The sequence below is a fragment of the Streptomyces sp. FIT100 genome, from assembly GCF_024584805.1.
Lineage (GTDB): Bacteria > Actinomycetota > Actinomycetes > Streptomycetales > Streptomycetaceae > Streptomyces.
In genome coordinates, this window is sequence record NZ_CP075715.1 from 6,590,975 (window position 1) to 6,617,094 (window position 26,120).

Here is a 26,120-nt window from a genome sequence, read left to right on the forward strand (position 1 = left end):
TCAGCGCCCCGAGGCCAGCTCCCTGCGGACGGCGTCGTACGCGGGCTTCGGCGCGAAGTCCTCGTCCAGCAGGTTGGCCGCGCCCTGGCCGTCGAACCAGCCGGGCACCCACGAGTACGTGTCGGTGAAGCCCCAGACCGTGAACGACGTGCAGCTGCGGACGCCGAGGCAGGCGTCGAGCAGCCGCCGGTAGTCGTCGGCCTGGCGCGCCAGCTTCGTGTCGTCCGCCGGCAGGTCCATGCGCACGTCGACCTCGGTGAACGCGGTCTCCATGCCGAGCGCGGCGAAGCGTTCGAGGTTGGCCCGCACGTCGCCCGGGAAGCCGTACCGGATGTCCAGGTGGCCCTGGATGCCGAATCCGTGGACCGGTACGCCCTGGGCGCGCAGCGTCCTGGCCAGCTCGTGGTAGGCCGTGGACTTCGCGTTGACGCCCTCCACGTTGTAGTCGTTGAGGAACAGCCTGGCCCTGGGGTCGGCGGCGTGGGCCCAGCGGAAGGCGTCGGCGATGTAGGACGGGCCGAGCTGCCGCAGCCAGAGCGAGTCGCGCAGGGTGCCGTCGTCGTTGAAGACCTCGTTGACGACGTCCCACTGGTAGATGTCGCCCTTGAAGTGCCTGACCTGCGCGGTGATGTGGTCGCGCAGGATGCCGCGCAGCTCGGAGGGGCCGATCGAGCCGTCCGCGACACCCGAGGTGAGCCAGGCGGGCAGCTGGTTGTGCCAGACGAGGGTGTGGCCGCGCACGGCCTGGCCGTGGCGTTCGGCGAAGGCCACCAGGGCATCGGCCTGCGACCAGTCGTACGTGCCGCGCTCGGGCTCGACGACCTCCCACTTCATGACGTTCTCGGCGGTGACCGAGTCGAACTCGCGGGCGGTCAGGGAGCGGTACGTACGGTCGCCGGCCAGCGCCGTGGTGTCGACGGCCGTGCCGATGCGCAGGTCCTGGCGTGCGGCGAGGGAACGCAGCGAGGCGTTCCGGTCGGCGTGGCCGGGCCGGTCGCGGTGGTCGTGCGCGGAGACGGCCGGTGCGGCGCCGAGCACGAGCACGGCGGCGGCGCCCGCGGCCAGGGCGCGGGCGAGGGACCCGGGAAGCGGTCTGGACATCATGGGGAACTCCTTGGAGGGAAGCGGGTGGTCGGCGTCAGCGCAGGCGGAGGCTCTCCTGCGGGCCGAGGTAGGTGTCCGGCAGAGCGCCGGTGTCGATCAGCAGCCGCTGGAGGACGACGGTCGGGTCGACCATCCAGAACGTCAGCCGGTGGACGCCGGGGGAGAGGGTGTGCCGGGTGGCGGTGCGGCTGGCGTTGTCGGAGGTGTTGCGCGCCCACTGCGTGTTCATCACCCCGTCGTCGGACCCGCTGACCGCGATGATGTCCACGGTCTGCGGGGCGTCGTCGTCGAAGGAGACGGCATAGCGCAGCCCGCTGTGGGGCAGCACCGGGTTGCGCGGCGACAGGTACGCCCAGAGGGTGACGGGGCCGCCGGTGAGCAGGCTGACCGTGTACTCCAGCCGCGGTGAGGAGCCGCCGGGGGTCTGCGAGGGCGCCGTGACCGGGACCGGTGTGAGGCCCGCGGCGTTGCGCCCGATGCCGTCGATCCGCTGCCAGGCGATGCCCCGTGCGCCCACGATCCGGTCGGTGTGCTCGGCGTCGACGGCGATGTAGCCGCCCGCCTCGACGAAGCCGCGCAGACCCCGGACATCGGGGTTCTCGGCGACCGCCGTCACGGGGACGCTCACCCCGTCCGGGCCGTGCACGACCAGGGTGGCCTCCGTGGTGCCGCGCGGGGCCCTGCGCCAGTCCACGCTCACCGTCACCCGCGTCTGCTTCACGACCCGGCCGGCCGGGCGGTCGACCCGCAGCCACGGCGCCGAGGACTCGATGCGGTAGTCGAAGGGCGCGCCGCCGCGGTTGAAGACCTCGACGTACGGGTCGGGGGCCGTGCCGTAGCGGCTCAGCGGCGGCAGCTTCGCGGCGGTCGCGGCATGGGGCCACCAGGCGCTCGAACCCGAGACGGCCACCCCGAGCGCCGCCGGGCCCGGGATCTCGATCCGGCGCACGGCCGGGAAGATCTCGTCGGGGATGGCCACGTTGTTCAGCTCCGGCTGCTGCCAGGGAGCGTTGGGGCCGTAGCGCTCCACGTCGCCGTAGCCGATGTGCGGCTGGGTCTGGAAGCCCTGCCATTTGCCGCCCGCGATACGGGAGTTGAAACGGTCGGCGAGGGCGAAGTCCCTGTCGAGGCAGGTCTCGGCCCGTGCCGCCTGCTCGTTGGTCGCCGCCCTGCCCTGCTCGGCGTAGCGCAGATTGGTGAACTCGGCCTCGCGCAGGGCGTAGACGTTGGCGGTGGCGGCGACCTCGTAGCCGACGAGTTCGAACCAGGCGTCCTGGGCGGAGTGCGGCAGCCGGCGGCCGATGCGCTCGGCGCGCTCCGCCAGCTCCTGCCACTGCTCGGTGACGCGTTCCAGCTCGCGGTGGTGGTCGAGCGAGAACGGGGTCGCCTTGTCGTCGTAGACGATCGCGGACGAGTCGGTCGCCGGGTCCTTCGCGGGGTCCAGGGTGATGCGCCGGTTGAGGAGCTCCGGCTTGCGCAGCGACTGGAGCCGGGCGTAGTCGGCGAGTACGGAGGCGATCGCGGCGGCCTGCGTCTCGCCGAAGTTCTGCGCCGCGTAGCGGCGTTCCCACGCGGGGATGGACTCCAGGTCCCAGCGGTCCGGGTTCCAGGCGTAGTCCAGGAAGAACTGGGTGGGCACCTCGTTTCCCTTGAGGTCGCCGACGTTGGTCATCCAGAGGGTGCGATTGCCGTACGCAGCAGCCTGCCGCAGCTGGTCCCACAGGTTCGGCAGCGAGGTCGTGTCCACCCACTTGTAGTTGCGGCCGACGCCGACGTAGTCGAAGTGGTAGTAGAGGCCGTAGCCGCCGGAGCGGGCGGGCTCGGCCGGGTCCGGGTGCTTGCGGATGTTGCCCCAGTTGTCGTCGCACAGCACGACCGTGACGTCCTCGGGGGCGCGCAGCCCGCGCGCCCAGTAGCGCTGGACCTCCTTGTAGAGCGTCCAGACCTGAGGGATGTCGGTGAGGTCCCGGCCCGTCTCCTCGGCGAGGATCTGCCGCTGCGCGGCGATGATCTCCTGCATCAGCTCGATGCCGTCGCCGTCGGGGAGGCTGACGTCCCCGTTGCCGCGCATGCCGAGGGTGACGACGCCCTCGAAGTCCTGCTCCACCATCCGGCGGATGCCGTCGCGCCAGTACGCCTTGATCGCCCCGGCGTTGCGGCGGAAGGACCACTCGCCCGTGCCGCCGTAGGGGTCGCGGCCGGGGGTGACGATGTTCCCGGCGCTGTCGCGCACGGCGGCGACCGCGTGCCGGTTCCACTCCTCGATACCGCGCATCATGGGCGCCTCGTGGGAGGTCCCCATGACGATGCCGTACTCCTTGGCGCGCGCGTGGTTCTCCGGGTCGTCCTCGGCGAAGGCGCGCCCCCACACCGCGGGCCACAGGTAGTTGGCCTTGAGGCGCAGCATGACCTCGAAGACCTTGGCCCAGAAGTCCGCGTTGAAGCCGCCCGGGTAGCCCTCGGCCTTGCCCGGCCCGAAGTGGCCCGGCGCCCAGGTGCCGAGCGCCGGGTTCTCGTCGTTGATGAAGATCCCGCGGTACTTCACGGCCGGGGTGCCCTGGGTGTGCCGGCCGGGCAGGACGTAGAGCGCGTCCCGGTGTTCGGGCCGCACGTCGTCCCACCAGTACCAGGGCGAGACGCCGATGCCGCAACTCACGTCGTACGCCCCGAAGACGGCCCCGCGGGGATCGCTTCCGGCGATGACGAACGCACGGTCCACGCCGGGCAACGGCCGCTCGACCACGGTCTGGAGCGAGGTCTCCCAGCGCCCCGCGACGCCTTCCGCGTCCAGCGTGCCGTTCGCGACCAGCCGGTCGATCAGCGGGCTGCGCCCCAGCGTCCCGATGAGCACCAGCTCCCGGCCCGCCTCGGGGACGTCGCCGTTCCTGGCCTTCCTCAGAGCGGGCCGGACCCCGGTGACGCGCTCGATGTCGTCACACAGATCCGCCGCGACCCGCACGACGCCGGGATGGTCACCGGCGTCCACCACGACGGCCGCGGCGCGCCCTGCCCGCGCCAGCGCGAACGCCCCTTCGCGGGGACCGAACGAGATGTACGCACCGAAGTCGGTGACCCGGGGCGCCCCGCCCCCGGTGTGCGGCCGTGGCGGGGTGGCCGCCTCGGCCTGCCCCGCAATTCCCGGTATGCCCCCGAAAGTTGTCAGCGCGAGCGCACCTGCTCCTACACCGGCGCCTGCACCGAGCACCGCTCTGCGGCGTGGATCGGACGGGCGGTTCTCGCTCATTGCCACTCCTTTGTGCGCATCTGTCACATGAGTTGACGCCTGCGAGACAGATCCTGGGTGATGAACGCCGCCGAAACAATGGAGTGTCATGGTCGAAACATTTTCGAACCGGTGAGGTGGGCAGGGATGTTGGCCCACTCAGGGATACGAGGCCGGCGGTCACCGCGAAGCGTGGCTACGCCCGGCGGACGGTTCCAGCGGGACACGGATCTCCGCCATGGCCTGGCCGGCGTGGGACACGCCCATCGCCTTCGACAGCACCCCCGAGGACACCGCCGACGCCGCTGTGCGGTGGCTGCGCCAAGGCACGTAGGTGAAGGAGTCCGGCGAGGCCACTTCCGAGGCCGGCGTCACGGCTGACGGGCCGGCCGCCCCCGGAGCCCCACGCCCGGGGGATCCGCAGGAGTCCCTACCGGGCCTCTTCGTCGAGCTCCACAGGCAGATCGGTGTGGCCCTCGGACCAGGGGTTCACCCAGCCGCACACCGTGCATGCGTACCGTCCGTTGATCCCGTGCAGCTCCGTACCGCACTGATGACAGTCCGTCCGCGTGATCTCGATGTCCATCGCGGGCGCGGGCGCGGGCACGGGATCGGATCCGGGGTGCGGGGTGGTCATGCCTGGAGAGTACCGCCGACGGCGGAGGGGTAACCCCGGACGCCCACCCGCACTGGTTCAGGCAGTACCAGCGGCCGTCGCTGCCCTGCGTGGCGCCACCACCGCAACTCGGACAGTTCATGTCGGTCTCCCCTCATCGCGCAGCCGCTGCTTCACCCGCAGGACTGCGAACGGAGCCAACGGCGGAGACTGCCTTCATAGGCGGCAGCGCCGCAGCTGGGACAGGCCATGTCCGGCCGTTCTCGGGAGGGCACTTCACGTGCCGGCACCGGCACCGGCATCGGCGCCCGAGGCCGGGGCCGAGTCGATGGCGGACGCCAGCCGCCGGGCGCGCCGCCGGAAGTGCCGCAGGGCGGCCTCCGCGCCGAAGCCACGCGGCGTGGGCAAGCGGCGCCACGCCTGGTCGGCACCGATCTGCGCGACGTGCGCCGGGGCGTCGCCCGTGGGCAGGCGGGCGATCAGGGGCGGGATTCTCCCCGTACCCTCGGACCGGTACCCCGAGTCCCATGGCCCCCAGGTCCATCGCCAGACGCTGAGCGTCCTGGCGGACCATACGCGCCCGCTCCTGGCCGGCCGGTCCGGGCAACGCCATGCGGCTGCGCCGCGCAGTCGTTCCGGGTTCGTTCGCGACCACCGTGCGTCCGACCAGGCGGACCGGTCGCGTCGGCCGCGAGCCGGCTCATCGGTACCGGCTCCGCATGAGGCCGGTTCAGCCCTCCTCGCGGAGCAGGCCGAGGATGTGGGGCCAGGCCGCCGCCCCCAGCAGCGCGTCGGCTTCCGGCGTGCCCCCGTACAGGAATCGCGGGGAGGCCGGCAAGGGGCTCTCGCCGGGAAGACGCGGGCGGTGGCCGGCGTCGTGGCGGGCGATCAGACGCACAGGGGAGCCGGACGCGCGCCGGCGTCGCGCCAGTTGTTCGGCGAAGGGAAGCGACGGCCACATCGCGTCGTCGCCGCCTGCGACCAGCAGGAGGTCGGCCCGGGCCGTGTCCACGGGGATCTCCGCCGGAGGGAGCATGTGCGCGAAGGTCCGCTCGCTGAGTTCGTACCATCCGCGGATCGCGACGGGTCCGCCGCGCGGTTCCGCGGGAGTCCAGGAGTCGTCCAGCGGGACGAAGGGCAGCGCCTGTCCTCGCCACGTCCAGGACGATCGCCAGGGGCGCTGCACTCCGTCGCGGCCCGGGCCGACATTGCCCCACACCCGGGACGTGGGCGACAGCGCGATGACGACGTCCACGCGCGGATCGTGTACAGCCGTGAGCATGGCTGCCTCGGCCCCTTTGGAAACGCCCAGGACGCCGATGCGCTCCGCCCCGTTGGCCCGGAGGGAGTCGATGGCGGTGACAAAGGTCTCCAGGGGGATCTCGCAGATACCCGGAGACTGGCCCGGCCCGCCGAACCAGCGGATCGACAGGGCCGTCATGCCCCGCCGGGCGAGGATGCGCGCTCTTTCCCGCTCGATGCGCCCGCTGGAGCCCGCAAGGACCAGAACACCGATGTCGCTGCCGCCGACAGGAATGACCAGGACGCCTTCCCAGGGCCCGGTCTGCTCGTGCTCGATGACATCCATGTGGTCCCCCTGCCTGGTGGTCCCCCGCCTGCGGCCCGCCTGCCGCCATGGTGGCCCGGGCGCCGTCAGCGCCCACCGAACGGGGGCGCGGTGCCGACCCGGACGCAACACCGGACGGCGCCGCGCCCCGAGCTCAGCGGTCGCCTCCCGTCAGCAGCCCGCCCGCGTCGCCCAGGACCGATTCGATCCGTCCCCACGTCGCCTCGTCCCGTGCCACGGCGGGCAGTTCGCGGCCCCGGCCCGTGCCCCAGCGGGTTGCGACGGCCACCGGGTCGTCGCCGCTTGCCGCGCCGGTGGCGAGGGCCGCCGCGCCGAGTGCGACGAGTTCCTGGGACTCGGGGATCAGGACCGGGCGGCCGGACAGGCGGCGTACGGTCTCGACCCAGGTGTGTCCCTGGGCGCCGCCGCCGATGAGGCGCAGCGGGCGGGAGCGGACCTCGGGGTCGGCCGGGTCGAGGCCGGCGGCGACCAGGAGTTCGTCCAGGGCGCGCAGCACGGTGAAGACGGCGCCCTCGTAGGCGGCGCCGAGGAGCTGGCGTGCCGTGGTCGCGTGGCGCAGACCGGTGAGCAGGCCGGAGGCGCCCGGAAGGTCGGGGGTGCGCTCGCCGTCGAGGTACGGGAGCAGGACCGCGTCGCCGCCCGGCTCCGCGTCCTCGCGGTCGAGTCCGAGCAGGGCTGCGATCTTGTCGACGGCGAGCGTGCAGTTGAGCGTGCAGGCAAGCGGAAGATAGGTGCCGTCGGCGGCGGCGAAGCCGGCGAGCGCCGCCGATGCGGGCCGGGTGCGGGTCGCGGCGAAGACGGTGCCGGAGGTGCCGAGGCTGACCACGGGGTGGTCGAGCAGCCCGGCGCCGCCGAGGCCGAGGCCGACCGCGGCAGCCGCGTTGTCGCCCGTGCCGGCGGCCACCGCGATGCCCTCGGGCAGGCCGAGCGCGACGGCGGCCGCCCGGGTCAGCGAGCCCACCCGCTCGGCGCCGCTCGCTGCCACGGCGGGCAGCAGGGCCGGGTCGAGGCCGACGAGGTCGAGCAGGCCGGGGTCGTACGCGCCCGTGGCGGTGGAGTACCAGCAGGTGCCCGACGCGTCGCCCGGGTCGGTCGCCGCGACGCCGGACAGCCGCTCGGTGAGGAAGTCGTGCGGCAGGCGTACGGCGGCGGCCGCGCCGGCGAGTGCCGGCTCGTGCTCCCGCAGCCACTGCCACTTGGTGGCCGTCATGGACGCGACGGGCACGCTGCCGGTCCTGGCCAGCCAGGCGTCCGGGCCGCCGAGCGCCTCGGTGAGCGCGGCCGCCTGGGGGGCCGAGCGGGTGTCGTTCCACAGCAGGGCGGGGCGCAGCGGGCGGCCCGCTGAGTCGAGGGTGACCAGCCCGTGCTGCTGGCCGGCGACCGCGATACCGGTGACGGCCGACGGGTCCGTACCGGACTCCTTGAGACCGGCGGCGACCGCTTCGCGCAGCGCCTGCCACCACTCCTCGGGGTCGGACTCCCGTGCGCCGCCGTCGCCGGTGACGGTGTGGGCCGCGCGGCCCACGGCCAGGATCCGGCCGGTGGCGGCGTCGGTGACGGCGGCCTTGGTGGACTGGGTGGAGCTGTCCACACCGATGACGACGGGCGATGTCGGCACTGCGCACCTCACTGGTGATGCCCGGATACCCCCAGGCTTTTGGTTATACGAACAACAAAATATGTCCACCAGGCGAGCGCTCGTCAAGAGGCGCCGACACCGTGGCAATGCTGATCAGAGTAGGAGAATGGGGGAGGGCCTCGGCCGGCTCCCCTGAGTCCGTGGCCGGTGGGTGGGGGCTTGGCGGGAGCGAATTCTTGAGGTATTGGTTAGGGAACAAACAAATCCCGATACGCCGCCGACGCCGTTACCCAAGGGGCCGCACCATGTCCGATCGCTTCACTCCCACCCCGCAGGACAAGTTCACCTTCGGTCTGTGGACCGTCGGCTGGCAGGGCCGCGACCCCTTCGGCGAGGCCACCCGCCCGGCCCTCGACCCCGTCGAGTCCGTCGAGCGCCTGGCCGAGCTCGGTGCGCACGGTGTGACCTTCCACGACGACGACCTGATCCCGTTCGGCTCCTCGGACGCCCAGCGCGAGGCGGTCGTCAAGCGCTTCAAGGACGCGCTGGAGCGCACCGGCCTCAAGGTGCCGATGGCGACCACCAACCTCTTCACGCACCCCGTCTTCAAGGACGGCGCCTTCACCGCGAACGACCGCGACGTGCGCCGCTACGCCCTGCGCAAGACCATCCGCAACATCGACCTCGCCGTCGAGCTCGGCGCCACCACCTACGTCGCCTGGGGCGGCCGCGAGGGCGCCGAGTCCGGCGCCGCCAAGGACGTCCGGGTCGCGCTCGACCGGATGAAGGAGGCATTCGACCTCCTCGGCGAGTACGTCACCGAGCAGGGCTACGACCTGCGCTTCGCCATCGAGCCCAAGCCCAACGAGCCCCGCGGCGACATCCTGCTGCCGACCATCGGCCACGCCCTCGCCTTCATCGAGCGCCTGGAGCGCCCCGAGCTGGTCGGCGTCAACCCGGAGACCGGCCACGAGCAGATGGCCGGCCTGAACTTCCCGCACGGCATCGCCCAGGCGCTGTGGGCGGGCAAGCTGTACCACATCGACCTCAACGGCCAGTCCGGCATCAAGTACGACCAGGACTTCCGCTTCGGTGCGGGCGATCTGCGCCAGGCGTTCTGGCTCGTCGACCTGTTGGAGACGGCCGGTTACGAGGGCCCCCGCCACTTCGACTTCAAGCCGGTGCGCACCGACGGCTTCGACGGCGTGTGGGAGTCCGCGAAGAACTGCATGCGCAACTACCTGATCCTCAAGGAGCGCGCCGCGGCCTTCCGCGCCGACTCCGAGGTCCAGGAGGCGCTCGTGGCGTCGCGGCTCGACGAGCTCGCGCGGCCGACCGCCGCCGACGGCCTCAAGGCGCTGCTCGCCGACGCCTCCGCCTACGAGGAGTTCGACGTGGACGGCGCTGCCGAGCGCTCCATGGCGTTCGAGCGCCTCGACCAGCTGGCGATGGAGCACCTGCTCGGCGTCCGCTGACGCCGCCCCGTACTGGCGGCCGCCGGGACCCCCGCCCGGTGGCCGCCGCCGCTCCGACGCCAGGCGCTCCGACGCCAGGCGCTCCGACGCCAGGCGCTCCGACGCCAGGCGCTCCGGAGTCACGCGCTCCGGAGTCACGCGCTCCGACGCCAGGCGCTTCGGAGTCACGCGCTCCGAAGTCACGCGTTCCGCAGCCATGTGCTCCGAAGCCGGGCGGGCGAGCCGCAGGTGCTCAGGCCGCCGGTGGTCCGCAGGCCGCCGGGAGGCGTACGGGGAAACGGCGGGATATGTTTGTCTGCCGCCCGATTCGTGAGCTGCACCCGCGGCAGGCCGTCCTGCCCCGGGGCAGGTAGGAGTGCGTACGTGTCACAGAGCGCCGCCGACGCGGCCCGCTCAGCCGGGGCGGCCCCTGTCGACCAGGTGGCGGTGCGCCGCGTCAACCTCGTCCGGGTGCTGGGCGAGGTCCGTTCGGCAGGCCCGCTGTCGAGGGCGACGGTCGCCCGGCACACCGGGCTGACCCGTGCCACGGTCTCCAGCCTCGTCGCGGAGCTGATCGAGCGGAGGCTGCTGCGCGAGACCGACTACCAGCAGGACGGCACGGTCGGACGCCCCGGACGGCGGCTGGAGATCGACGGCAGGGGAGTGGCCGCGCTCGGCCTGGAGGTCAACTCCCGCTATCTGGCCGCCTGGTCGATGGACCTCGCCGGCCGCACACTGCAGGAACGGCGCCTCGTGCACGACGCGACGCGCCAGGACGCGGGGCACACGATCCGGGCGCTCGCCGCGCTCGCCGCCGAGCTGATCGACAGCGCCCGCGGGACCGGGGCGCACACGGCGGGCATCGGCGTCGCCGTCCCGGGCCCGGTGGACATCGCCACCGGTCTCGTGCGCTCCGCGCCGAACCTGCACTGGCACAACGTCCCCGTCGGCGCCCTGCTGCGCGATCTGCTCGGGCTGCCGGACGACGTGAGCGTCGTCGTCGACAACGAGGCCAACCTGGCCGCGCTCGCCGAACGCGGCCACGGGCAGTCCAGGGCCGCCGACCTGGTGTACGTGACCGGGGAGGCGGGCATCGGCGCCGGCATCGTCGCGGGCGGGGCGCTGCTGCGCGGCTCGGGCGGCTTCAGCGGGGAGCTCGGGCACATCCAGGTCGACCCCGCGGGCGAGCGCTGCGCCTGCGGGCGCATCGGCTGCCTGGAGACCAAGGTCGGACTGCCCGCCGCGATGCGGACCGCCGCGCCGGACCTGGCGAACGGCGCCGCCGCGGGTGCCGCCGCGTACGACCCCCAGGAGCAGGCCACAGAGCTGCTGCGCCGCGCCACGGCGGGCGACCCGCAGGCCCTGACCGGCCTGGACGCGATCGGCCGCTGGCTGGGCATCGGCCTGGCGATCCCGGTGAACCTGCTGAACCCGGACGTGATCGTGCTCGGCGGCTACTTCGCGGCCGTCGCCCCGTACCTGATGCCCGCCGCCATGCGCGAACTGCGCGAGCGGGCCGTCGCGGGGGACGCGGCGGTGTGCCGGGTGACCGGCTCGGCCCTGGGCTTCACGGCGGCGGTGCGCGGCGCGGCGGACGTCATCGTGGAGGAGATCTTCGCCGATCCCGGCCGGGTGGCCGCCGCGGCATAGGCCCTGGCTCCGGCTCCGAAACCTCTTCGAAACTCTTTACACCACACCCGAGTTGAGTTGCGGCTTCCGCCCACTCATGGGTGGCGGTGGCGGTGGCGGCGGTGGCGGAGCCACGCGGGCCTGGAGCGGCTCGCTCCTGACCCGCTGCGCACCGGGCCGGGAACAGGGCCGCGGCACCCCGGGGACCGGCCCCCGGGGTGCCGCTCCGTTTCCGCGGCCCTGCGTGCGGCTGTGCGGCAGCCGCTCCGCACGCCCTATGCGGCAGGCGCCCTCAGCTCCCTCGCCTCGGCAGCGATCAACTCGGCCGTCGCCGTGGGCAGTTCCCCGCGCTCGCCCGCCTTCTCCGCCAGCTTCTCCAGACGGTCGTACCGCCCGCGCGCGAGGCAGTCGAGCAGGTCGCCGACCGTCTGCTGCCGGCCGGCCGAGGCGAGGATGAGATGGCCGAGGCCGGCCCGGGAGGCCCGTACGGTGAAGGTGCTGGTGGCGACCGTCGTGCCACCCGGTCCCGTCGCGGTCAGCCGCAGCGTGTGCTCGCCGGCCTTCAGCGCCGTCAGGTCGAGCGTGGATCCCGGCTCGTACGGCTCGCCGTCCAGCGTGAGCGCCATCTTCGCGGGATCGGCGTGCTCGGTGGCGACGGCGAGCACGGGGCGCTGGGCGCGGTCGAGGACGGCGCCGTTCGCCGGCGACGTGACCGCGGCCCGCGGCTCGGGGGCCGGCTCGGGGGCCGGAGCGGCCTGGCTCCGTGCCTGGTTCCAGCCGGCCAGCTCCGCCGGGCGGTTGGTGATGATCCCGTCGACGCCGTACTCGTCGTAGGTGCGCCACTGCGCCGCCGAGTCGACGGTCCACACCATGACCGCCACACCCGCCTCGTGCAGGTCGGCCACCACACCCGGCCTGGTGCCGAGTGCGGCGCCGCTCGGGTTGTACGACGTCAGGTGCAGGTCGGCGGCGACGGCCACGGGGTCGGCGTCCAGCGTGCTGCGCAGCAGGCCGAGGGGGAGTTCGGGGGCCAGCTCGTGGACCCAGCGCAGATGCTGGGGCTCGAAGCTCTGCACGAAGACACGGCCGGTCATGTTCTCGGCCCGTACGACGTCGATCATCGAGGCGACCTCGTCCCTGGTGTCGGCGCGCTTGACCTCCAGGAGGAGGTTCCCGCCGCGCTGGCGCAGATCGGCCAGTTGCGCCCGGAGCGTGGGAACGCGGGCACCGGCGAAGTGCGGCGAGAACCAGGAGCCCGCGTCGAGACCGTCGAGCTGCGCGGCGGTGAGGGTCCTGATGTCCCCGGTGCCGTCGGTCGTGCGGTCCACGGTGGTGTCGTGCATCAGGTACGGCACGCCGTCCTTGCTCAGCTGGACGTCGTCCTCGATGAAGTCGGCGCCGGAGCGGCGGCCGACCTCCTGCGCGAACATCGTGTTCTCCGGCGCGGACGAGGAGGCGCCGCGGTGGGCGATGACCGCGGCCGGCGCACCCTCGGGGCGGAGGTAGCCGTTGGGGCCGAGCGCGGTGACCTTCACCTCGTCGAAGGAGACCTGCGAGCCGTTGACCACCAGGGCCAGACCGCCGTCGGCCGAGCGCTGGAGGCGGTTCGTGCGCATCAGCTGCCTGCCGTCGAGGAACCAGGCCGCCTGGTGGCCGTGGACCTCGATGCGGACCTTCACGTCCCGGCCGGTGGCGGCGGCGTAAGGGGCCGAGGCGGTGTCCGTGACGTTCCAGGTGCCGGCCGTGGTGAGCTGGGCGAACTCGACGCCGTTGGCGGCGGTGCTGCCACTGCGGAGGGTCGCGATCCACCACGGGGTCGCCCCGGAGGCCGGGACGTCGAGCCCGAGTGCGAACCAGCGCGTCGCCTCGGCGACGGACTCGAAGCGGGCGGTGGCCTCGAACCGGTAGTCCGTCAGATGAGGTCCGAAGGTGAGCTTCCTGGTGCCCGAGGCCGCGGTGCCGACCAGTCGGCCGTCCTTGACCTGCCAGTCGCCGTCGACGGCACGCCAGCCGGCGGGGAGCGAGCCGGACCCGAAGTCCTCGGACACGACGACGTCCCCGGGCGCGGGGCTGGTGCCCGCCCGGGCCGGCGGGGCGGGGCTGAGCACGGCCAGCGAGCCGATGACGGCGAGGGCCGTACAGGCGCGTACGGAGGCGGACTTGGCGTAGGAGATCATGCGGGGAGGGTAGGGGCCCTGCCCCAATCCCAGGCGTCGCGATCCTGGCGCCGAGCGAAACCCACGGCGGCGGGTGCCTCAGGCGGGGCTCGGCGGGGCTCGGCCCCGCTGCCCTGGTCGCCCTGCGCCGGGCGGGCGCGTTGCGGCTGCCGCCTGAGTGGAAGCCGCTCACGAGCCCCGGCCTGGTTGCCCCGCGGGGTGCGGCCTCCGCCGGTGGGTGGGCCGGTGTCCCACGGCTCTGTCCCATGGTCGCAGTCGCCCCGCCCCGGGGCGCGTCGCCGGGTGCGCGTGCGCTGCGCGTGCCGTCTTGGTCCGATGCCCAGGCGGCCGATGTTCGACCACTTGGTCGGGACGATTGCGTACAAACCCACCCACGGGGCCGTATGCAGACCTCAAGGTTCAGGGCGCGACGTGGTCCATGAGGGGCCGGGGCGGACGGCCCGAGCCCAGGTTGCCCGGGCGGGGCACCGGGCCCGGGTCAGCGCTCCGTGCGGGCCGCCGGGACGGTCTGCGGCGCGGCCTCCGGGGCCGCCTCTGCCCCGGCCTCCCGCGGCGGCGGGGCCGTGCTGTTGCGCACGACGAGGCTCGTCGCCAGTTCCAGCCTCGTCGCCGACGGCTCCTCCGTACGAAGGCGCAGCAGCATCTGCGCCGCTTCCTCCGCCATCTGCCGCAGCGGCTGGTGCACCGTGGTCAGCGCCGGGCTGGACCAGCGGGCGACCTGGACGTCGTCGTAACCGACCACGGAGAGGTCGTGCGGGACGCGCAGCCCGCTCACCCGCGCCGCCTCCAGGACGCCGAGCGCCTGGAGGTCGCTGCCCGCGAAGATCGCGGTGGGCCGCTGCGAACGCGGCAGCGCCAGCATCTCCGTCGCCCGGTCGAACCCGCCCTCCACATGGAAGTCGCCGAACCGGACGAGCTCGGGGCCGGTCTCCAGGCCGGCCATGTTCATCGCCGAGCGGTAGCCGTCGAGGCGGGCCAGGGAGCAGAGCATGTCCTCGGGGCCGGTGATGATGCCGATGCGCCGGTGGCCGAGCTCGATCAGATGGCGGGTGGCCGCAAGTCCGCCCGTCCAGTTGGCCGAGCCCACGGAGGGCACGTCCGGCTCGGGGTCGCCCGCCGGATCGATGATGACGAAGGGGATGGACCGCGCCCGGAGTTGCTGCTTGACCGACTGGGGCAGCGCGGAGAAGACCAGGACGACGCCGATCGGGCGGCGCTGGAGCACGCCCTCGATCCAGTCGGGGCTGGGCGAGTGGCGGGTGCCGCTCTCGGTGAGCACCACGCTGGCCTGGTTGGCCTTGGCGACGTTCTCCACACCGCGGATCAGCTCCAGTGCCCACATGCTGTCGAGTTCGTGGAAGACGATCTCGATGAGCGGGGCCTCCCGGGACGACCGCGCCGTCCGCCGGTAGGCATGGGTCTCCAGGAGGCGCTCCACTTTGATCCTCGTCGGCGGTGCCACGTCCTGCCGGCCGTTGAGGACCTTCGAAACTGTCGAAATGGAGACGCCGGCCTTCTTGGCCACCTGGGCCAGGGTGATTCGGCCCAACTCCTCGTCATCGCGCATGGCGAGGAGCATAAGGCACGGGACAACGGCCGCAACAGCGTAACGCTTTGGTAACTCGCCGTTCGAGGGTTGACCCCCCTGGTGACGGGGCCTAGCGTCCCCTCTCGTGAACTTTCGGTAATGGTGCCGAAATAGTTTCGAGAGGCGAGGCGATGAAGCGACGCGTACGGTTCCCGCGGACCGCCGTCATCGGCGGTGTGACGCTGGCAATGGCGCTTTCACTGGCCGCGTGCGGCGGGGACTCCGACGACTCGGCAGGCGGGTCCAACGAGATTCACGTCCTGGTCTACGGTGACGCGACCAACAAGGTCGAGAAGCAGCTGGTCGACACCTTCAACAAGACCTCCGAGGTCAAGGTGGTCCTGGACACCATTCCGGGCGCGGACTACCAGGCCAAGCTGCAGACGATCATCAACAGCAAGCAGGCCCCCGACGTCTTCTTCAACTGGGGCGGCGGCAGCATCAAGCCGTTCGTCGACGCCGGCCTGCTGATGCCGCTGGACGACTTCATCGCCAAGGACGCGGGTCTGAAGGACAAGTTCCTTCCCTCGGTGTTCAACACCGCCGTCGTCGACGGAAAGCCGTACGGCGTCCCCATGCGCGGCACCCAGCCCGTCCTGATGTTCCACAACAAGAAGGTCCTCGCGGACGCCGGCATCACCCCGCCGAAGACCTGGGACGAGCTGCTCGCGGCGGTCAAGACCCTCAAGGGCAAGGGCGTCACCCCGATCGCGCTCGGCGGCGGCGACAAGTGGCCGACGCAGATGTGGTACCAGTACGTCTACGACCGCGTCGCCGGGCCCGAGCTGTTCCAGAAGGCCATGACGGGTGACAAGAGCGCCTGGGAGAGCGCCGAGAGCAAGAAGGCCCTCTCCATGATCAAGGAGCTGGTCGACGCGGGCGCCTTCGGCACCAACTTCGACTCGGTGAAGTTCACCGACGGCGGTTCGCCCGCCCTGCTGGCCACCGGCAAGGCCGCCTTCGAGCTGATGGGCTCCTGGGAGTACTCGACCCTCCAGGACGCCCACCCGGACTTCGCCAAGAACGACCTCGGCTACGGCACCTTCCCGACCGTCACCGGCGGCAAGGGCGACCCGGGCAACCTCGCCGGCAACACCAACAACTACTACTCGGTGCTGAAGACGACCAAGCACCCCGAGGCCGTCGCCGACTTCCTCAAGCTCATGTACTCGGACGACTTCGTGAAGTCGCAGCTGTCCATCGGCAACCTGCCCACCACGACGAACACCCCGGACTTCCTCGACACCTCGGCGAGCCCGGAGTACTCGAAGTACCAGTACGACCTGGTGGCGAAGGCCCCGGCGTTCCAGCTCTCCTGGGACCAGGCGTACCCGCCCGCCGCGACCACCACGATCCACTCGGCCGTCCAGCAGTTCTTCAACGGCCAGATCGACGCGGACGGATTCATCAAGCAGATGCAGTCCCTGCCGGCCGCCTGACCCACCACTGATCCGGATCATCTGACATGACCACTGCCACTGCACCCGCCGTGGACAGCGAGAAGTCCGAACGGACCGGCCGGGCCCCCGGCCGGTCCGGCATCGGAGTGGGCCGCCCGGGCTTCGCCTGGGCGGCTCCGGCCGCGCTCTTCTTCGGACTCTTCGCCATCGTCCCGCTCGGCATGCTCGTCGTGCTGTCCTTCGCCAGCTGGAACGGCCTCGGCGAGCCCGAGTTCGCCGGTTTCGACAACTGGAAGAAGCTCCTCGACGACCCCGTCATGCTGGAAAGCCTCTGGCTGAGCGTGCTGCTCACCGTGCTCGGCGTCGCCGTCCAGACCCCGATCAGCATCCTGCTGGGCGTCTGGGCCGCGGGCCGCCAGCGGAACCGGGCGGTGCTGACCGCCATCTACTTCGTCCCGCTGCTGCTCTCCATCACGGCCGTCTCCGTGCTGTGGCGTGCGGTGCTCGACCCCAACTTCGGTGTGCCCGCGCAGGTCCAGTGGCTGTTCGGGGACGGCAATCTGCTCGGCAAGCAGGCATCCGCGATCGGTGTGCTCGTCTTCGTGGCCACCTGGCAGTTCACGCCCCTGCACACCCTCATCTACCAAGGCGCGGCCCGCGCGATCCCGCAGGTCCTCTACCAGGCCGCCGAGATCGACGGGGCCGGCAGGGTCAGGAAGTTCTTCCACATCACGCTGCCGCAGCTGCGCAACAGCGTCATCACCTCGGTGATCCTCATGGTCGTCGGCGGTCTCACCACCTTCGACACCGTGCTGATCCTCACCCAGGGCGGCCCGGGCACCGACACCACGATCAGTGCCTACTACATGTACCAGAAGGCCTTCAAGAGCTTCGACTTCGGCACGGGATCCGCCATCGCGCTGCTCCTCGTCCTGGTCGCCACGATCATCTCGCTGATCACGGTCAAGCTGTCGGGCTACGACAAGATGCGCAGCACCCAGGAGGGCGTGTGATGAAGAGCCGTCCCAACTACCTGGCGGGGTTCGGCTCGCTCGTCTGGCTCTTCCTGGTCGGCCTGCCGCTGTACGTCATGCTGATCGCGACGTTCCAGAGCCGCGCGGACTACGCGGCCAACGGCCCGCTCGCCTTCCCGGAGAACTTCACGCTCGACAACTACATCAACGACCTCAACGAGGGCTTCGGGCAGTACTTCCTCAACACGGTGATCGTCACCGTGGCGGTGGTCGGCATCGTCCTGCTGCTTGTGCCGCCGCTGGCCTACGCGATCGTCCGCAGCCAGGGCCGCACCACCACCGTCGTCTTCCGGCTCTTCCTGCTCGGCCTCGCGATCCCCTCGCAAGCCGTGATCGTCCCGATGTTCTACGTCATCAGCAAGGCCGGTCTCTACGACAACCTCATCGGCGTCATCCTGCCGACGGCGGCCTTCGCGATGCCGGTGTGCGCGCTCATCCTCACCGGTGTGATGCGGGACATCACCCCCGAGCTGTACGAGGCGATGACCATGGACGGCGCCTCGCCCTGGCGGACCTTCTTCCAGCTCGTCCTCCCGCTCTCCAGGAGCGGCCTGTCGACGATCGTGGTCTTCTCGGCGCTCCAGGCGTGGAACGGCTTCCTCTTCCCGCTCGTGCTCACCCAGTCGGCGGAGACCAAGGTGATCACCATGGGGCTCTACGACTTCCAGACCGAACACGGAGTCGACATCCCGGGCCTCCTCGCCGCCGTGGTCCTGTCCATGCTCCCCATCCTGCTCGTCTACCTGTTCGCCCGTCGTGCCCTGGTCCAGGGGCTGATGGGCGTCGGAGGAAAGTGACCGACAACGTGGCTGTAGAGGACAACCTGGCCGTGGAGACCTCCGTGGAGACCGATTCCGCCCGTACTCTCTGGCGCGATCCGTCCCTCGACGCGGAGACCCGCGCCGAGGCCCTGATCGCCGAGATGACCCTCCAGGAGAAGATCGCCCAGCTCTTCGGCGTCTGGGTGGGCGCGTCGAACGAGGGCGCCGAAGTCGCCCCGCACCAGCACGACATGGAGGAGGCGCCGGACCTCGACGAGCTGCTGCCGTACGGCCTCGGTCAGCTGACCCGGCCCTTCGGCACGGCCCCGGTCGACCCGGCGATCGGCGCGCTCTCGCTGGCGCGCACCCAGCGCCGTATCGCCGAAGCGAACCGTTTCGGCATCCCGGCACTCGCCCATGAGGAGTGCCTCGCCGGCTTCGCCGCCTGGGGCGCCACCGCCTACCCCGTGCCGCTGTCGTGGGGCGCCACCTTCAACCCCGCGCTGATCCGCGAGATGGCCGCCGCCATCGGCCGCGACATGCGCGCGGTCGGCGTCCACCAGGGCCTCGCCCCCGTGCTCGACGTCGTACGGGACGCACGCTGGGGCCGGGTCGAGGAGACCGTCGGCGAGGACCCGTACCTCGTCGGCACCGTCACCACCGCCTACGTCCAGGGCCTGGAGTCCGCCGGCATCGTCGCCACCCTCAAGCACTTCGCCGGGTACTCCGCGTCCCGCGCCGGACGCAATCTCGCGCCGGTCGGCATGGGCGCCCGCGAGCGCGCCGACATCATCCTGCCGCCGTTCGAGATGGCCGTGCGGGAGAGCGGCGTGCGCTCCGTCATGCACGCCTACACCGACACCGACGGCATCCCCTCCGCCGCCGACGAGCGGCTCCTGACCGGACTGCTGAGGGACACCTGGGGCTTCACCGGAACGGTCGTGGCCGACTACTTCGGCATCGCCTTCCTCAAGACCCTGCACGGAGTGGCCGGCACCTTCGGCGAGGCGGCCGGCGCCGCGCTCGCCGCGGGCGTGGACGTGGAGCTCCCGACGGTCAACACCTTCGGCGAGCCGCTCCTCGAAGCGGTCGCGGCGGGCCGTGTGCCCGAGGCGCTGATCGACCGTGCGGTACGGCGCGTACTGGTCCAGAAGGCCCAGCTCGGCCTCCTCGACCCGGACTGGAGCCCGCTCCCCGAGGCGCTGTCCGAAGCCGCTGCCGGAACCGGGGCCGGCCCCGGCGCCGGATCGGAGGCGCTGCGGGGCACGATCGGCCTCGACACGGACGCCAACCGGGCCCTCGCCCGCCGCGTCGCCGAACAGGCGATCGTCCTGCTCCACAACGACGGCACCCTTCCGCTGGCCCCGGCCGCCGGCTCCGAGGAGCGCACCGCACCGGCGCGGATCGCGCTGATCGGCCCCAACGCCGAGGTCCCGACCGCGGTCCTCGGCTGCTACGCCTTCCCCGTCCACGTCGGCGTCCAGCACCCCGAGGTCCCCGTCGGCATCGAACTGCCCACCCTGCGCGAGGCGCTGGCTGCGGAGTTCCCCGGCAGCGAGATCGTTGTGGCCCCGGGAGCGAGCGTCGACGGCACCGACACCGACGGCTTCGCGGCCGCGGCCGAGCTCGCCAGGGACGCCGACATCGTTATCGCCGCGCTCGGCGACCGCGCCGGACTCTTCGGACGCGGCACCAGCGGCGAGGGCTGCGACGCCGAGTCGCTGGCCCTGCCCGGCGTCCAGCAGCAACTGCTCGACCTGCTCCTCGACTCGGGCACCCCGGTCGTGGTGACGATGCTGGCCGGACGGCCCTACGTGCTCGGCCGGGCGGCGACGGAATCCGCCGCCGTCGTCCAGTCCTTCTTCCCCGGCGAGGAGGGCACCCGGGCCATCGCCTCGGTGCTGAGCGGCCGGACCGCCCCGGAGGGACGGCTCCCGGTCAGCGTGCCCCGCCACCCCGGGGCCCAGCCGTCCACGTATCTGGCGGCGCGGCTCGGCCACTCCAGCGAGGTCTCCAACATCGACCCGACCCCGGCCTTCGGCTTCGGGCACGGGCTTACGTACACCACGTTCGAGTGGACCGACCTGGCCGTGGACGTCGAAGAGGCGGCCACGGACGCCGAGTTCAGGCTCTCCTGCACGGTCCGCAACACCGGCGGCCGCGAGGGCACCGAGCTGGTCCAGCTCTATCTGCACGACCCCGTCGCCTCGGTGGTGCAGCCCGTGCAGCGGCTCATCGGCTACGCCAGGCTGGAGCTGGCGCCCGGCGCCTCCGTACGGCTCCACGCGTCCGTCCCCGCCGACCTGGCCTCCTTCACCGGCCGCGACGGGCGGCGCATCGTGGAGCCGGGTGAGCTGGAGCTGCGGCTCAGCGCCTCCAGCACCGAGCCGCGCCTGACGGCGCGGGTCATGCTCACCGGTGCCGTACGGGAGGTGGACCACCGGCGGCGTCTGCACGCGCAGTTCACGACGGAGCAGCCTGTGACGTCGTGATCACGACGTCACAGCTGAACTGCTGTCACAGCTGAACTGACGGTACAGCCGAACTGAAGAGGCACAGCGGAACCGAGGAGGCACCCGCGCGTGCACCACACCTCGTGGTGCACGCGCCGCGGTGTCCCCTGGGCGGCCGGTCAGCCGTCGACCGGCAGACCGCGCGGTTCCTTGATGCGCTTCATGATGATCTGCGAGTTGACCTCCGTGACACCGGACAGAGCGGTCAGCTTCTCGATCCACAGCCGCTCGTAGGCGCGCAGGTCCTCCACGGCGATCCGCAGCAGGCAGCCCGGGCTGCCGAAGAGCCGGTACGCCTCGATGACGTCCGGGACGTCCTGGAGCGCGGCCTCGAACGACTCGACCACCTCGCGGTCGCGCTTCACCTCGATGGAGACGAGCACCTCGAAGGCCCGCCCGACCGCCTCCGGGTCGATGACCGCCCGATAGCCCTGGATCACCCCGTCCTGCTCCAGCTGGCGCACGCGGCGCATGCACGGGGACGGGGTCAGGCCCACGCGCTGCGCCAGCTCCTGGTTGCTCAGCCGTCCGTCGTTCTGGAGCTCGCGCAAGATAGCCCTGTCGATCTGGTCCATGGCGCAATTATCCACCACGTCGATGGCGCAAGCGGGGCGAAACCGGCGAACAAATTGCGCGATACACCTTCTATCATTGCGTGTGGATTCGCCGCCTCGCCGCGGCGCGTACGCCACGGGCACGCACACCACGGACGAGGAGGGCACAGTGGGACGCATCGTCGTCATCAGCACCGGCGGGACCATAGCCAGCCGCTGGCAGGGAGCGGGGTTCGCCGCCGACGCGCACGGCCGGGAGGTCATGGCGACCGCCGCGGTGCCCGAGGGCGTCAGCGTCGAGATCGTCGACCTGTTCAGCGTGAACAGCCCCCGCCTCACCACCCACCACCAGCTCACCCTGCTCCACACGGTGCACGAGGTGCTCGCCGACCCCGGCGTGGACGGCATCGTCGTCACCCATGGCACCGACACCCTGGAGGAGTCCGCCTTCCTGGTCGACCTCCACCACGACGACCCGCGCCCGGTGGTCTTCACGGGCGCCCAGCTCCCGCTCGACGCCGCCGACGGCGACGGACCCGGCAACCTCCACGACGCGCTGCTGACCGCCGCCACCACCCGCGGCCTGGGCGTCCTGGTCGCCTTCGACGGCAAGGTGCACGCCGCCCGCGGCACCCTCAAGACGCAGACGCTCGCCGCCGACGCCTTCGCCGACCCGTCCGGCGCCCGGATCGGCAACATAGGCTTCGGCCGGGTCTCCGTACTGCGGCAGCCGCAGCGCCCCGCCGCACTGGCCCTGCCCGCCGTACCCGGCGCAGCGCCCCGCGTCGACATGGTGATGCACCACGCCGACGCCGACCCCCTGCTGCTCAACGCCGCCGTGGACGCCGGCGCCCAGGGCCTCGTCCTGGTGGCCACCGGCGCCGGCAACGCGACCCCCGAGATCGTCGAGGCCGTCGCGTCCGCCACCGCCCGCGGCGTGCTCGTCGCCCTGACCACCCGGGTCCAGGCCGGCCCGGTCACCGAGATCTACACCCATGGCGGCGCGGTCGACCTCGTCGCCGCGGGCGCCGTGCCGACCGGCACCCTCCGCGCCGGCCAGGCCCGCGTCGCCGTACTCAGCGCACTGCTCGCCACCACCGACCCGCGGGAACGAGGCCGCGTGCTGCGCCACGCGCTCGGTGAGGCGGTCACCACCGACGACCGCCCGGCGGCGGAACTCGTCCAGGCATAAGCCGTCCCGGCGCGACCCTTTAAGCCGTCCCCGCGCGACCCGTCTCGCCGCAATCCGTCCCGGCGCGACCCGTCCCGGCGCGACCCGTCCCGGATCCCCTCACCCTTCGCGTACGCACCCGACAGGAGAGTCCGCACCTCCATGGCCACGCACCTCCACGCCCAGCGCGGGGAACACCCCGCGTTCCCCGCCGAGTTCCGCAGCGAGCACGACCTGCTCGGCGACCGGGACGTCCCCGCCGACGCCTACTACGGCATCCACACCCTGCGGGCCGTGGAGAACTTCCCCATCACCGGCACCCCCATCTCGGCCTACCCCGACCTCGTCACCGCCCTCGCCTGCGTCAAGCAGGCAGCGGCCCTCGCCAACCGCGAACTCGGCCTGCTCGACGGCCGCAAGGCCGACGCGATCGTGACCGCCTGCGAGGAGATCCGGTCCGGGAAGCTCCACGACGAGTTCGTGGTCGACGTGATCCAGGGCGGCGCGGGCACCTCCACGAACATGAACGCCAACGAGGTCGTCGCCAACCGGGCACTCGAACTCCTCGGCCACACCAAGGGCGAGTACACCCGACTGCACCCGCTGGAGGACGTCAACGCGGGCCAGAGCACCAACGACGTCTACCCGACCGCCGTCAAGATCGCCCTCGACTTCGCCGCCCAGCGGCTGCTGGACGCCATGGACGTGCTGCGCTCGGCGTTCGAGGCGAAGGCCGAGGAGTTCGCCGACATCCTGAAGATGGGCCGTACGCAGCTCCAGGACGCGGTGCCGATGACCCTGGGCCAGGAGTTCGCGACGTACGCCGTCATGCTCGGCGAGGACCGCAAGCGGCTCACCGAGGCCCGGGCGCTGATCCACGAGATCAACCTCGGCGGCACGGCCATCGGCACGGGGCTCAACGCCCATCCCCGGTACGCGGCGCTGGCCGCCGGGGAGTTGCGGTCCATCACCGGACTGCCGCTCACCGTCGCCGACGACCTCGTCGAGGCCACCCAGGACGCGGGCGCGTTCGTCCAGCTGTCCGGAGTGCTGAAGCGGATCGCGGTCAAGCTCTCCAAGACCTGCAACGACCTGCGACTGCTGTCCTGCGGCCCGCGCGCCGGCTTCGCCGAGATCAACCTGCCGCCCGTACAGGCCGGTTCGAGCATCATGCCCGGCAAGGTCAACCCCGTCGTCCCCGAGGTGGTCAACCAGATCGCCTTCGAGGTCATCGGCAACGACATGGCCGTGACCATGGCCGCCGAGGCCGGCCAGCTCCAGCTGAACGCCTTCGAACCGATCATCGCCCACAGCCTCCTGAAGAGCCTCACCCACCTGCGGGCCGGCTGCCTGACCCTCGCCGACCGCTGCGTCACCGGTATCACCGCCAACCGCGAGCACCTCGCCGGGCTCGTCGCCCACTCCATCGGCCTGGCGACCGCGCTCAACCCGCACATCGGCTACGAGCAGGCCACCGCCGTCGCCCAGGAGGCCCTGAGGACCGGCCGCAGCGTGCAGGAACTCGTCCTCGACAAGGGGCTGCTGACCGAGGACGAGCTCCAGCGCATCCTGCTCCCGGACAATCTCGCCCGGCCGCACGGCAGCCACCGCCGCCAGGTGCATTGACCCGGAGCGTTGTTGACGCCGCTGAACGGTGGGTGCACTCGTGCGGCGGACGACCGTCCGGCAACGCCGGACGATCCCCCTGCGTCGGGTACGAGGGTGCCCCGCGGGCGGACGGCGCCGTGCGGCAGGGTGGGCCGGTGCTCAGCCGGTGGCGCCCGGCACTCGGGCGATGACGGCCGTGAGGTCCGTGGCGGGCGGCAGGGTGCCGAACGCAAGCCCCTGGTCGCCGGCGTCGGGTACGAGGGTGCCCCGCGGGCCGGAGGGCGCCGTGGGGCAGGGCGGGCCGGCGCTCAGCCCGTGGCGCCCGGCACCCGGGCGATGACGGCCGTGAGGTCCGCGGCGGGCGGCAGGGTGCCGAACGCAAGCCCCTGGTCGCCGGCGAGCCGTGACGCGCAGAACGCGTCCGCCACGGCGGCCGGGGCGTGCCGGACGAGCAGGGAGCCCTGGAGCACCAGGGCCATGCGCTCCACCAGCCTGCGCGCACGCAGCGGCGCGTCCTCGGTGAGCACCAGCTCACCGCGCAGCCTCCGCCACGCCTCGTCGAGGCGGGCGTCCCCGCCCGCCGCCGCCTCGATCTCGGCGCCGAAGGCCGCCAGGGACTCGGGCTCCCGGGCCAGGGCGCGCAGCACGTCGAGCGCGTTCACATTGCCCGAGCCCTCCCACAGGCCGTTGAGCGGCGCCTCCCGGTACAGCCGGGGCATGCCCGACGCCTCGTCGTAACCGTTGCCGCCCAGGCACTCCAGCGCCTCGGCGACCGCCGCGGGCTGGCGCTTGCACACCCAGTACTTGCCGACCGCCGTGGCCAGCCGCAGGAACGCCCGCTCCTGCGCGTCGCCGCGCTGCGCCCGGTCGGTCGCGCCCGCGATCCGCAGCGCCAGGGTGGTCGCCGCCTCCGATTCGAGCCCCAGATCGGCGATCACATTGCGCATCAGCGGCTGGTCGATCAGCTTCGTGCCGAACACGCTGCGGTGGCGGACGTGATGGGCCGCCTGCGCGAGCGCGGCCCGGATCCCCGACGCGGAGCCGAGGACGCAGTCGAGCCGGGTCATCGTGACCATGTCGATGATGGTCCGCACCCCGTGCCCCGGCGGGCCGACCAGCCAGGCCACGGTGTCGTCGAACTCGGGCTCGCTGCTGGCGTTGCTGCGGTTCCCGAGCTTGTCCTTGAGCCGCTGGATGCGGAAGGTGTTGCGGCTGCCGTCCGGCAGCACCCGGGGCACGAGGAAGCAGGACAGCCCTCCCCCGTGGCCGTCGGCACGGGAGGTGCCCCCAGGCACCTGCGCCAGCACCAGGAAGAGGTCGTTCATCGGGGCGCTGGTGAACCACTTGTGGCCGCGCAGCCGCCAGGTGCCGTCCTGCTGTTCGGTGGCCACCGTGGTGTTGGCACGCACGTCCGTGCCGCCCTGCTTCTCGGTCATGCCCATCCCGGCGAGCAGGCCGCGCTTGCCCGCCGGGGCGCGCAGGCCCGGGTCGTACGTGCGGCTCGTCAGCAACGGCTCGTACACCGCGGCGAGTTCGGGCGCCGACCGCAGAGCGGGGACGGCGGCGTACGTCATGGAGACCGGGCAGCCATGGCCCTGTTCGGCCGAGCTCCACACCATGAACCCGGCCGCGCGCGCCACATGCGCGCCCGGCCGGACGTCGGCCCAGGGCGCGCCGCCGAGGCCCTCGCCGATCGCCACCTCCATCAGCGCGTGGTACGAGGGGTGGAAGTCGACCTCGTCGATCCTGTTGCCGTAGCGGTCGTGGGTGCGCAGCACCGGCTCGTGGCGGTTCGCCTCCTCGGCCCACCGCTGGACCTGCTCCGACCCGGCCAGCCGGCCGATGCGGTGCAGGTCGTCGGCGTACCAGCCGGCGCCCTCGCGCCGCAGCCCCTCCAGCAGGACGGCGTCGTCGGCGACATCGTGGCCGACGAGCGGCGGCGCCTGGTTGGTCACCTCATGGGTGCACGCGGTGGGGTTGCTGCTCAGTGCGGTGCCTGCGGTGGCTGTCGTGCCTGCGGTGGCTGTCGTGCCTGTGGTGCCTGCGGTGCCTGTGGTGCCTGCGGTGGTGGTCATCACGGTCCTCGGGATTCGAGCTCGATCGGCTGATGGTGCGCGGTGC

Annotated in this window: 18 protein-coding genes; 8 read left to right on the forward strand and 10 right to left on the reverse strand. The window is 72.2% G+C overall.

Annotated elements, in window-relative coordinates; all coding sequences use genetic code 11:
* The 6 genes from KK483_RS29540 to xylB all read right to left on the reverse strand — a co-directional run bounded on the left by KK483_RS29540 (position 1) and on the right by xylB (position 8,149).
* A complete protein-coding gene (locus KK483_RS29540) occupies positions 1-1,101 on the reverse strand; it encodes an endo-1,4-beta-xylanase (RefSeq protein ID WP_399016207.1) in 1,101 nt (366 codons plus the stop codon).
* Positions 1,102-1,138: 37 nt separating this feature from the next.
* Positions 1,139-4,348 (reverse strand): glycosyl hydrolase 115 family protein, encoded by a 3,210-nt coding sequence (locus KK483_RS29545; protein WP_262008264.1) that lies wholly within the window; start codon positions 4,346-4,348, stop codon positions 1,139-1,141.
* A 409-nt stretch (positions 4,349-4,757) separates the two neighbouring features.
* Positions 4,758-4,964 carry a hypothetical protein gene (locus tag KK483_RS29550; protein ID WP_262008265.1) on the reverse strand — a complete coding sequence of 69 codons (207 nt, stop codon included), beginning with the start codon at positions 4,962-4,964 and terminating at the stop codon, positions 4,758-4,760.
* A gap of 255 nt (positions 4,965-5,219) precedes the next feature.
* Positions 5,220-5,351: a hypothetical protein gene (locus tag KK483_RS29555; protein WP_262008266.1), complete on the reverse strand. Its 132-nt coding sequence runs from the start codon at positions 5,349-5,351 to the stop codon at positions 5,220-5,222.
* Between the two features lie 322 nt (positions 5,352-5,673).
* Positions 5,674-6,531 carry an acyl-CoA thioester hydrolase/BAAT C-terminal domain-containing protein gene (locus KK483_RS29560; RefSeq protein ID WP_262008268.1) on the reverse strand — a complete coding sequence of 286 codons (858 nt, stop codon included), beginning with the start codon at positions 6,529-6,531 and terminating at the stop codon, positions 5,674-5,676.
* Positions 6,532-6,664: 133 nt separating this feature from the next.
* The gene (gene xylB / locus KK483_RS29565) at positions 6,665-8,149 is read right to left on the reverse strand and encodes a xylulokinase (protein ID WP_262008269.1); all 1,485 of its coding nucleotides are present in this window, start codon (positions 8,147-8,149) and stop codon (positions 6,665-6,667) included.
* 266 nt (positions 8,150-8,415) lie between these two features.
* On the opposite strand from xylB, the gene xylA reads away from it, so the two are divergent.
* Both xylA and KK483_RS29575 read left to right on the forward strand, forming a co-directional pair.
* Positions 8,416-9,585, forward strand: a complete 1,170-nt coding sequence (gene xylA / locus KK483_RS29570; protein WP_262008270.1) for a xylose isomerase — start codon at positions 8,416-8,418, stop codon at positions 9,583-9,585.
* A gap of 363 nt (positions 9,586-9,948) precedes the next feature.
* Positions 9,949-11,214: an ROK family transcriptional regulator gene (locus KK483_RS29575; RefSeq protein WP_262008271.1), complete on the forward strand. Its 1,266-nt coding sequence runs from the start codon at positions 9,949-9,951 to the stop codon at positions 11,212-11,214.
* A gap of 254 nt (positions 11,215-11,468) precedes the next feature.
* Here the strand turns inward: KK483_RS29575 and KK483_RS29580 are convergent, their stop codons facing one another.
* Both KK483_RS29580 and KK483_RS29585 read right to left on the reverse strand, forming a co-directional pair.
* On the reverse strand, positions 11,469-13,370 hold the full coding sequence (locus KK483_RS29580; RefSeq protein WP_262008272.1) for a glycerophosphodiester phosphodiesterase family protein: 1,902 nt from the start codon (positions 13,368-13,370) through the stop codon (positions 11,469-11,471).
* Between the two features lie 478 nt (positions 13,371-13,848).
* Positions 13,849-14,949 (reverse strand): LacI family DNA-binding transcriptional regulator, encoded by a 1,101-nt coding sequence (locus KK483_RS29585; RefSeq protein WP_262008273.1) that lies wholly within the window; start codon positions 14,947-14,949, stop codon positions 13,849-13,851.
* A 140-nt stretch (positions 14,950-15,089) separates the two neighbouring features.
* Between KK483_RS29585 and KK483_RS29590 the strand changes: the two genes are divergently transcribed.
* From KK483_RS29590 to KK483_RS29605, 4 genes are all read left to right on the forward strand, one after another.
* Positions 15,090-16,397, forward strand: coding sequence for an ABC transporter substrate-binding protein (locus KK483_RS29590; RefSeq protein WP_262008274.1), 1,308 nt, complete (start codon positions 15,090-15,092; stop codon positions 16,395-16,397).
* A 26-nt stretch (positions 16,398-16,423) separates the two neighbouring features.
* Entirely contained in the window at positions 16,424-17,371 is a 948-nt protein-coding gene (locus KK483_RS29595) for a carbohydrate ABC transporter permease (RefSeq protein ID WP_262008275.1), read from the forward strand.
* Positions 17,371-18,189: a carbohydrate ABC transporter permease gene (locus tag KK483_RS29600; protein WP_262008276.1), complete on the forward strand. Its 819-nt coding sequence runs from the start codon at positions 17,371-17,373 to the stop codon at positions 18,187-18,189. The genes KK483_RS29595 and KK483_RS29600 overlap by 1 nt, the downstream gene beginning before the upstream one ends.
* A gap of 125 nt (positions 18,190-18,314) precedes the next feature.
* Entirely contained in the window at positions 18,315-20,645 is a 2,331-nt protein-coding gene (locus KK483_RS29605; RefSeq protein WP_262009734.1) for a glycoside hydrolase family 3 N-terminal domain-containing protein, read from the forward strand.
* A gap of 140 nt (positions 20,646-20,785) precedes the next feature.
* Here KK483_RS29605 and KK483_RS29610 read toward each other — a convergent pair whose 3' ends face one another.
* The gene (locus KK483_RS29610; RefSeq protein ID WP_262008277.1) at positions 20,786-21,241 is read right to left on the reverse strand and encodes an Lrp/AsnC family transcriptional regulator; all 456 of its coding nucleotides are present in this window, start codon (positions 21,239-21,241) and stop codon (positions 20,786-20,788) included.
* A gap of 148 nt (positions 21,242-21,389) precedes the next feature.
* On the opposite strand from KK483_RS29610, the gene KK483_RS29615 reads away from it, so the two are divergent.
* Together KK483_RS29615 and aspA are read left to right on the forward strand one after the other, a co-directional pair.
* Positions 21,390-22,412 carry an asparaginase gene (locus KK483_RS29615; RefSeq protein ID WP_262009735.1) on the forward strand — a complete coding sequence of 341 codons (1,023 nt, stop codon included), beginning with the start codon at positions 21,390-21,392 and terminating at the stop codon, positions 22,410-22,412.
* A 141-nt stretch (positions 22,413-22,553) separates the two neighbouring features.
* Complete coding sequence (aspA, locus tag KK483_RS29620) at positions 22,554-24,017, forward strand: aspartate ammonia-lyase (RefSeq protein ID WP_262008278.1); 1,464 nt, start codon at positions 22,554-22,556, stop codon at positions 24,015-24,017.
* Between the two features lie 290 nt (positions 24,018-24,307).
* Here the strand turns inward: aspA and KK483_RS29625 are convergent, their stop codons facing one another.
* Entirely contained in the window at positions 24,308-26,074 is a 1,767-nt protein-coding gene (locus KK483_RS29625; protein WP_262008279.1) for an acyl-CoA dehydrogenase family protein, read from the reverse strand.
* Positions 26,075-26,120: the final 46 nt, after the last annotated feature.

What these genes read in the sequence shown, in the direction of transcription:
- KK483_RS29540 (WP_399016207.1), bottom strand. Translation starts at nt 1,101, where the DNA reads ATGTCCAGACCGCTTCCCGGGTCCCTCGCCCGCGCCCTGGCCGCGGGC.
- KK483_RS29545 (WP_262008264.1), bottom strand. Translation starts at nt 4,348, where the DNA reads ATGAGCGAGAACCGCCCGTCCGATCCACGCCGCAGAGCGGTGCTCGGT.
- KK483_RS29550 (WP_262008265.1), bottom strand. Translation starts at nt 4,964, where the DNA reads ATGACCACCCCGCACCCCGGATCCGATCCCGTGCCCGCGCCCGCGCCC.
- KK483_RS29560 (WP_262008268.1), bottom strand. Translation starts at nt 6,531, where the DNA reads ATGGATGTCATCGAGCACGAGCAGACCGGGCCCTGGGAAGGCGTCCTG.
- xylA (WP_262008270.1), top strand. Translation starts at nt 8,416, where the DNA reads ATGTCCGATCGCTTCACTCCCACCCCGCAGGACAAGTTCACCTTCGGT.
- KK483_RS29580 (WP_262008272.1), bottom strand. Translation starts at nt 13,370, where the DNA reads ATGATCTCCTACGCCAAGTCCGCCTCCGTACGCGCCTGTACGGCCCTC.
- KK483_RS29585 (WP_262008273.1), bottom strand. Translation starts at nt 14,949, where the DNA reads ATGCTCCTCGCCATGCGCGATGACGAGGAGTTGGGCCGAATCACCCTG.
- KK483_RS29590 (WP_262008274.1), top strand. Translation starts at nt 15,090, where the DNA reads ATGAAGCGACGCGTACGGTTCCCGCGGACCGCCGTCATCGGCGGTGTG.
- KK483_RS29595 (WP_262008275.1), top strand. Translation starts at nt 16,424, where the DNA reads ATGACCACTGCCACTGCACCCGCCGTGGACAGCGAGAAGTCCGAACGG.
- KK483_RS29600 (WP_262008276.1), top strand. Translation starts at nt 17,371, where the DNA reads ATGAAGAGCCGTCCCAACTACCTGGCGGGGTTCGGCTCGCTCGTCTGG.
- KK483_RS29605 (WP_262009734.1), top strand. Translation starts at nt 18,315, where the DNA reads ATGACCCTCCAGGAGAAGATCGCCCAGCTCTTCGGCGTCTGGGTGGGC.
- KK483_RS29610 (WP_262008277.1), bottom strand. Translation starts at nt 21,241, where the DNA reads ATGGACCAGATCGACAGGGCTATCTTGCGCGAGCTCCAGAACGACGGA.
- aspA (WP_262008278.1), top strand. Translation starts at nt 22,554, where the DNA reads ATGGCCACGCACCTCCACGCCCAGCGCGGGGAACACCCCGCGTTCCCC.
- KK483_RS29625 (WP_262008279.1), bottom strand. Translation starts at nt 26,074, where the DNA reads ATGACCACCACCGCAGGCACCACAGGCACCGCAGGCACCACAGGCACG.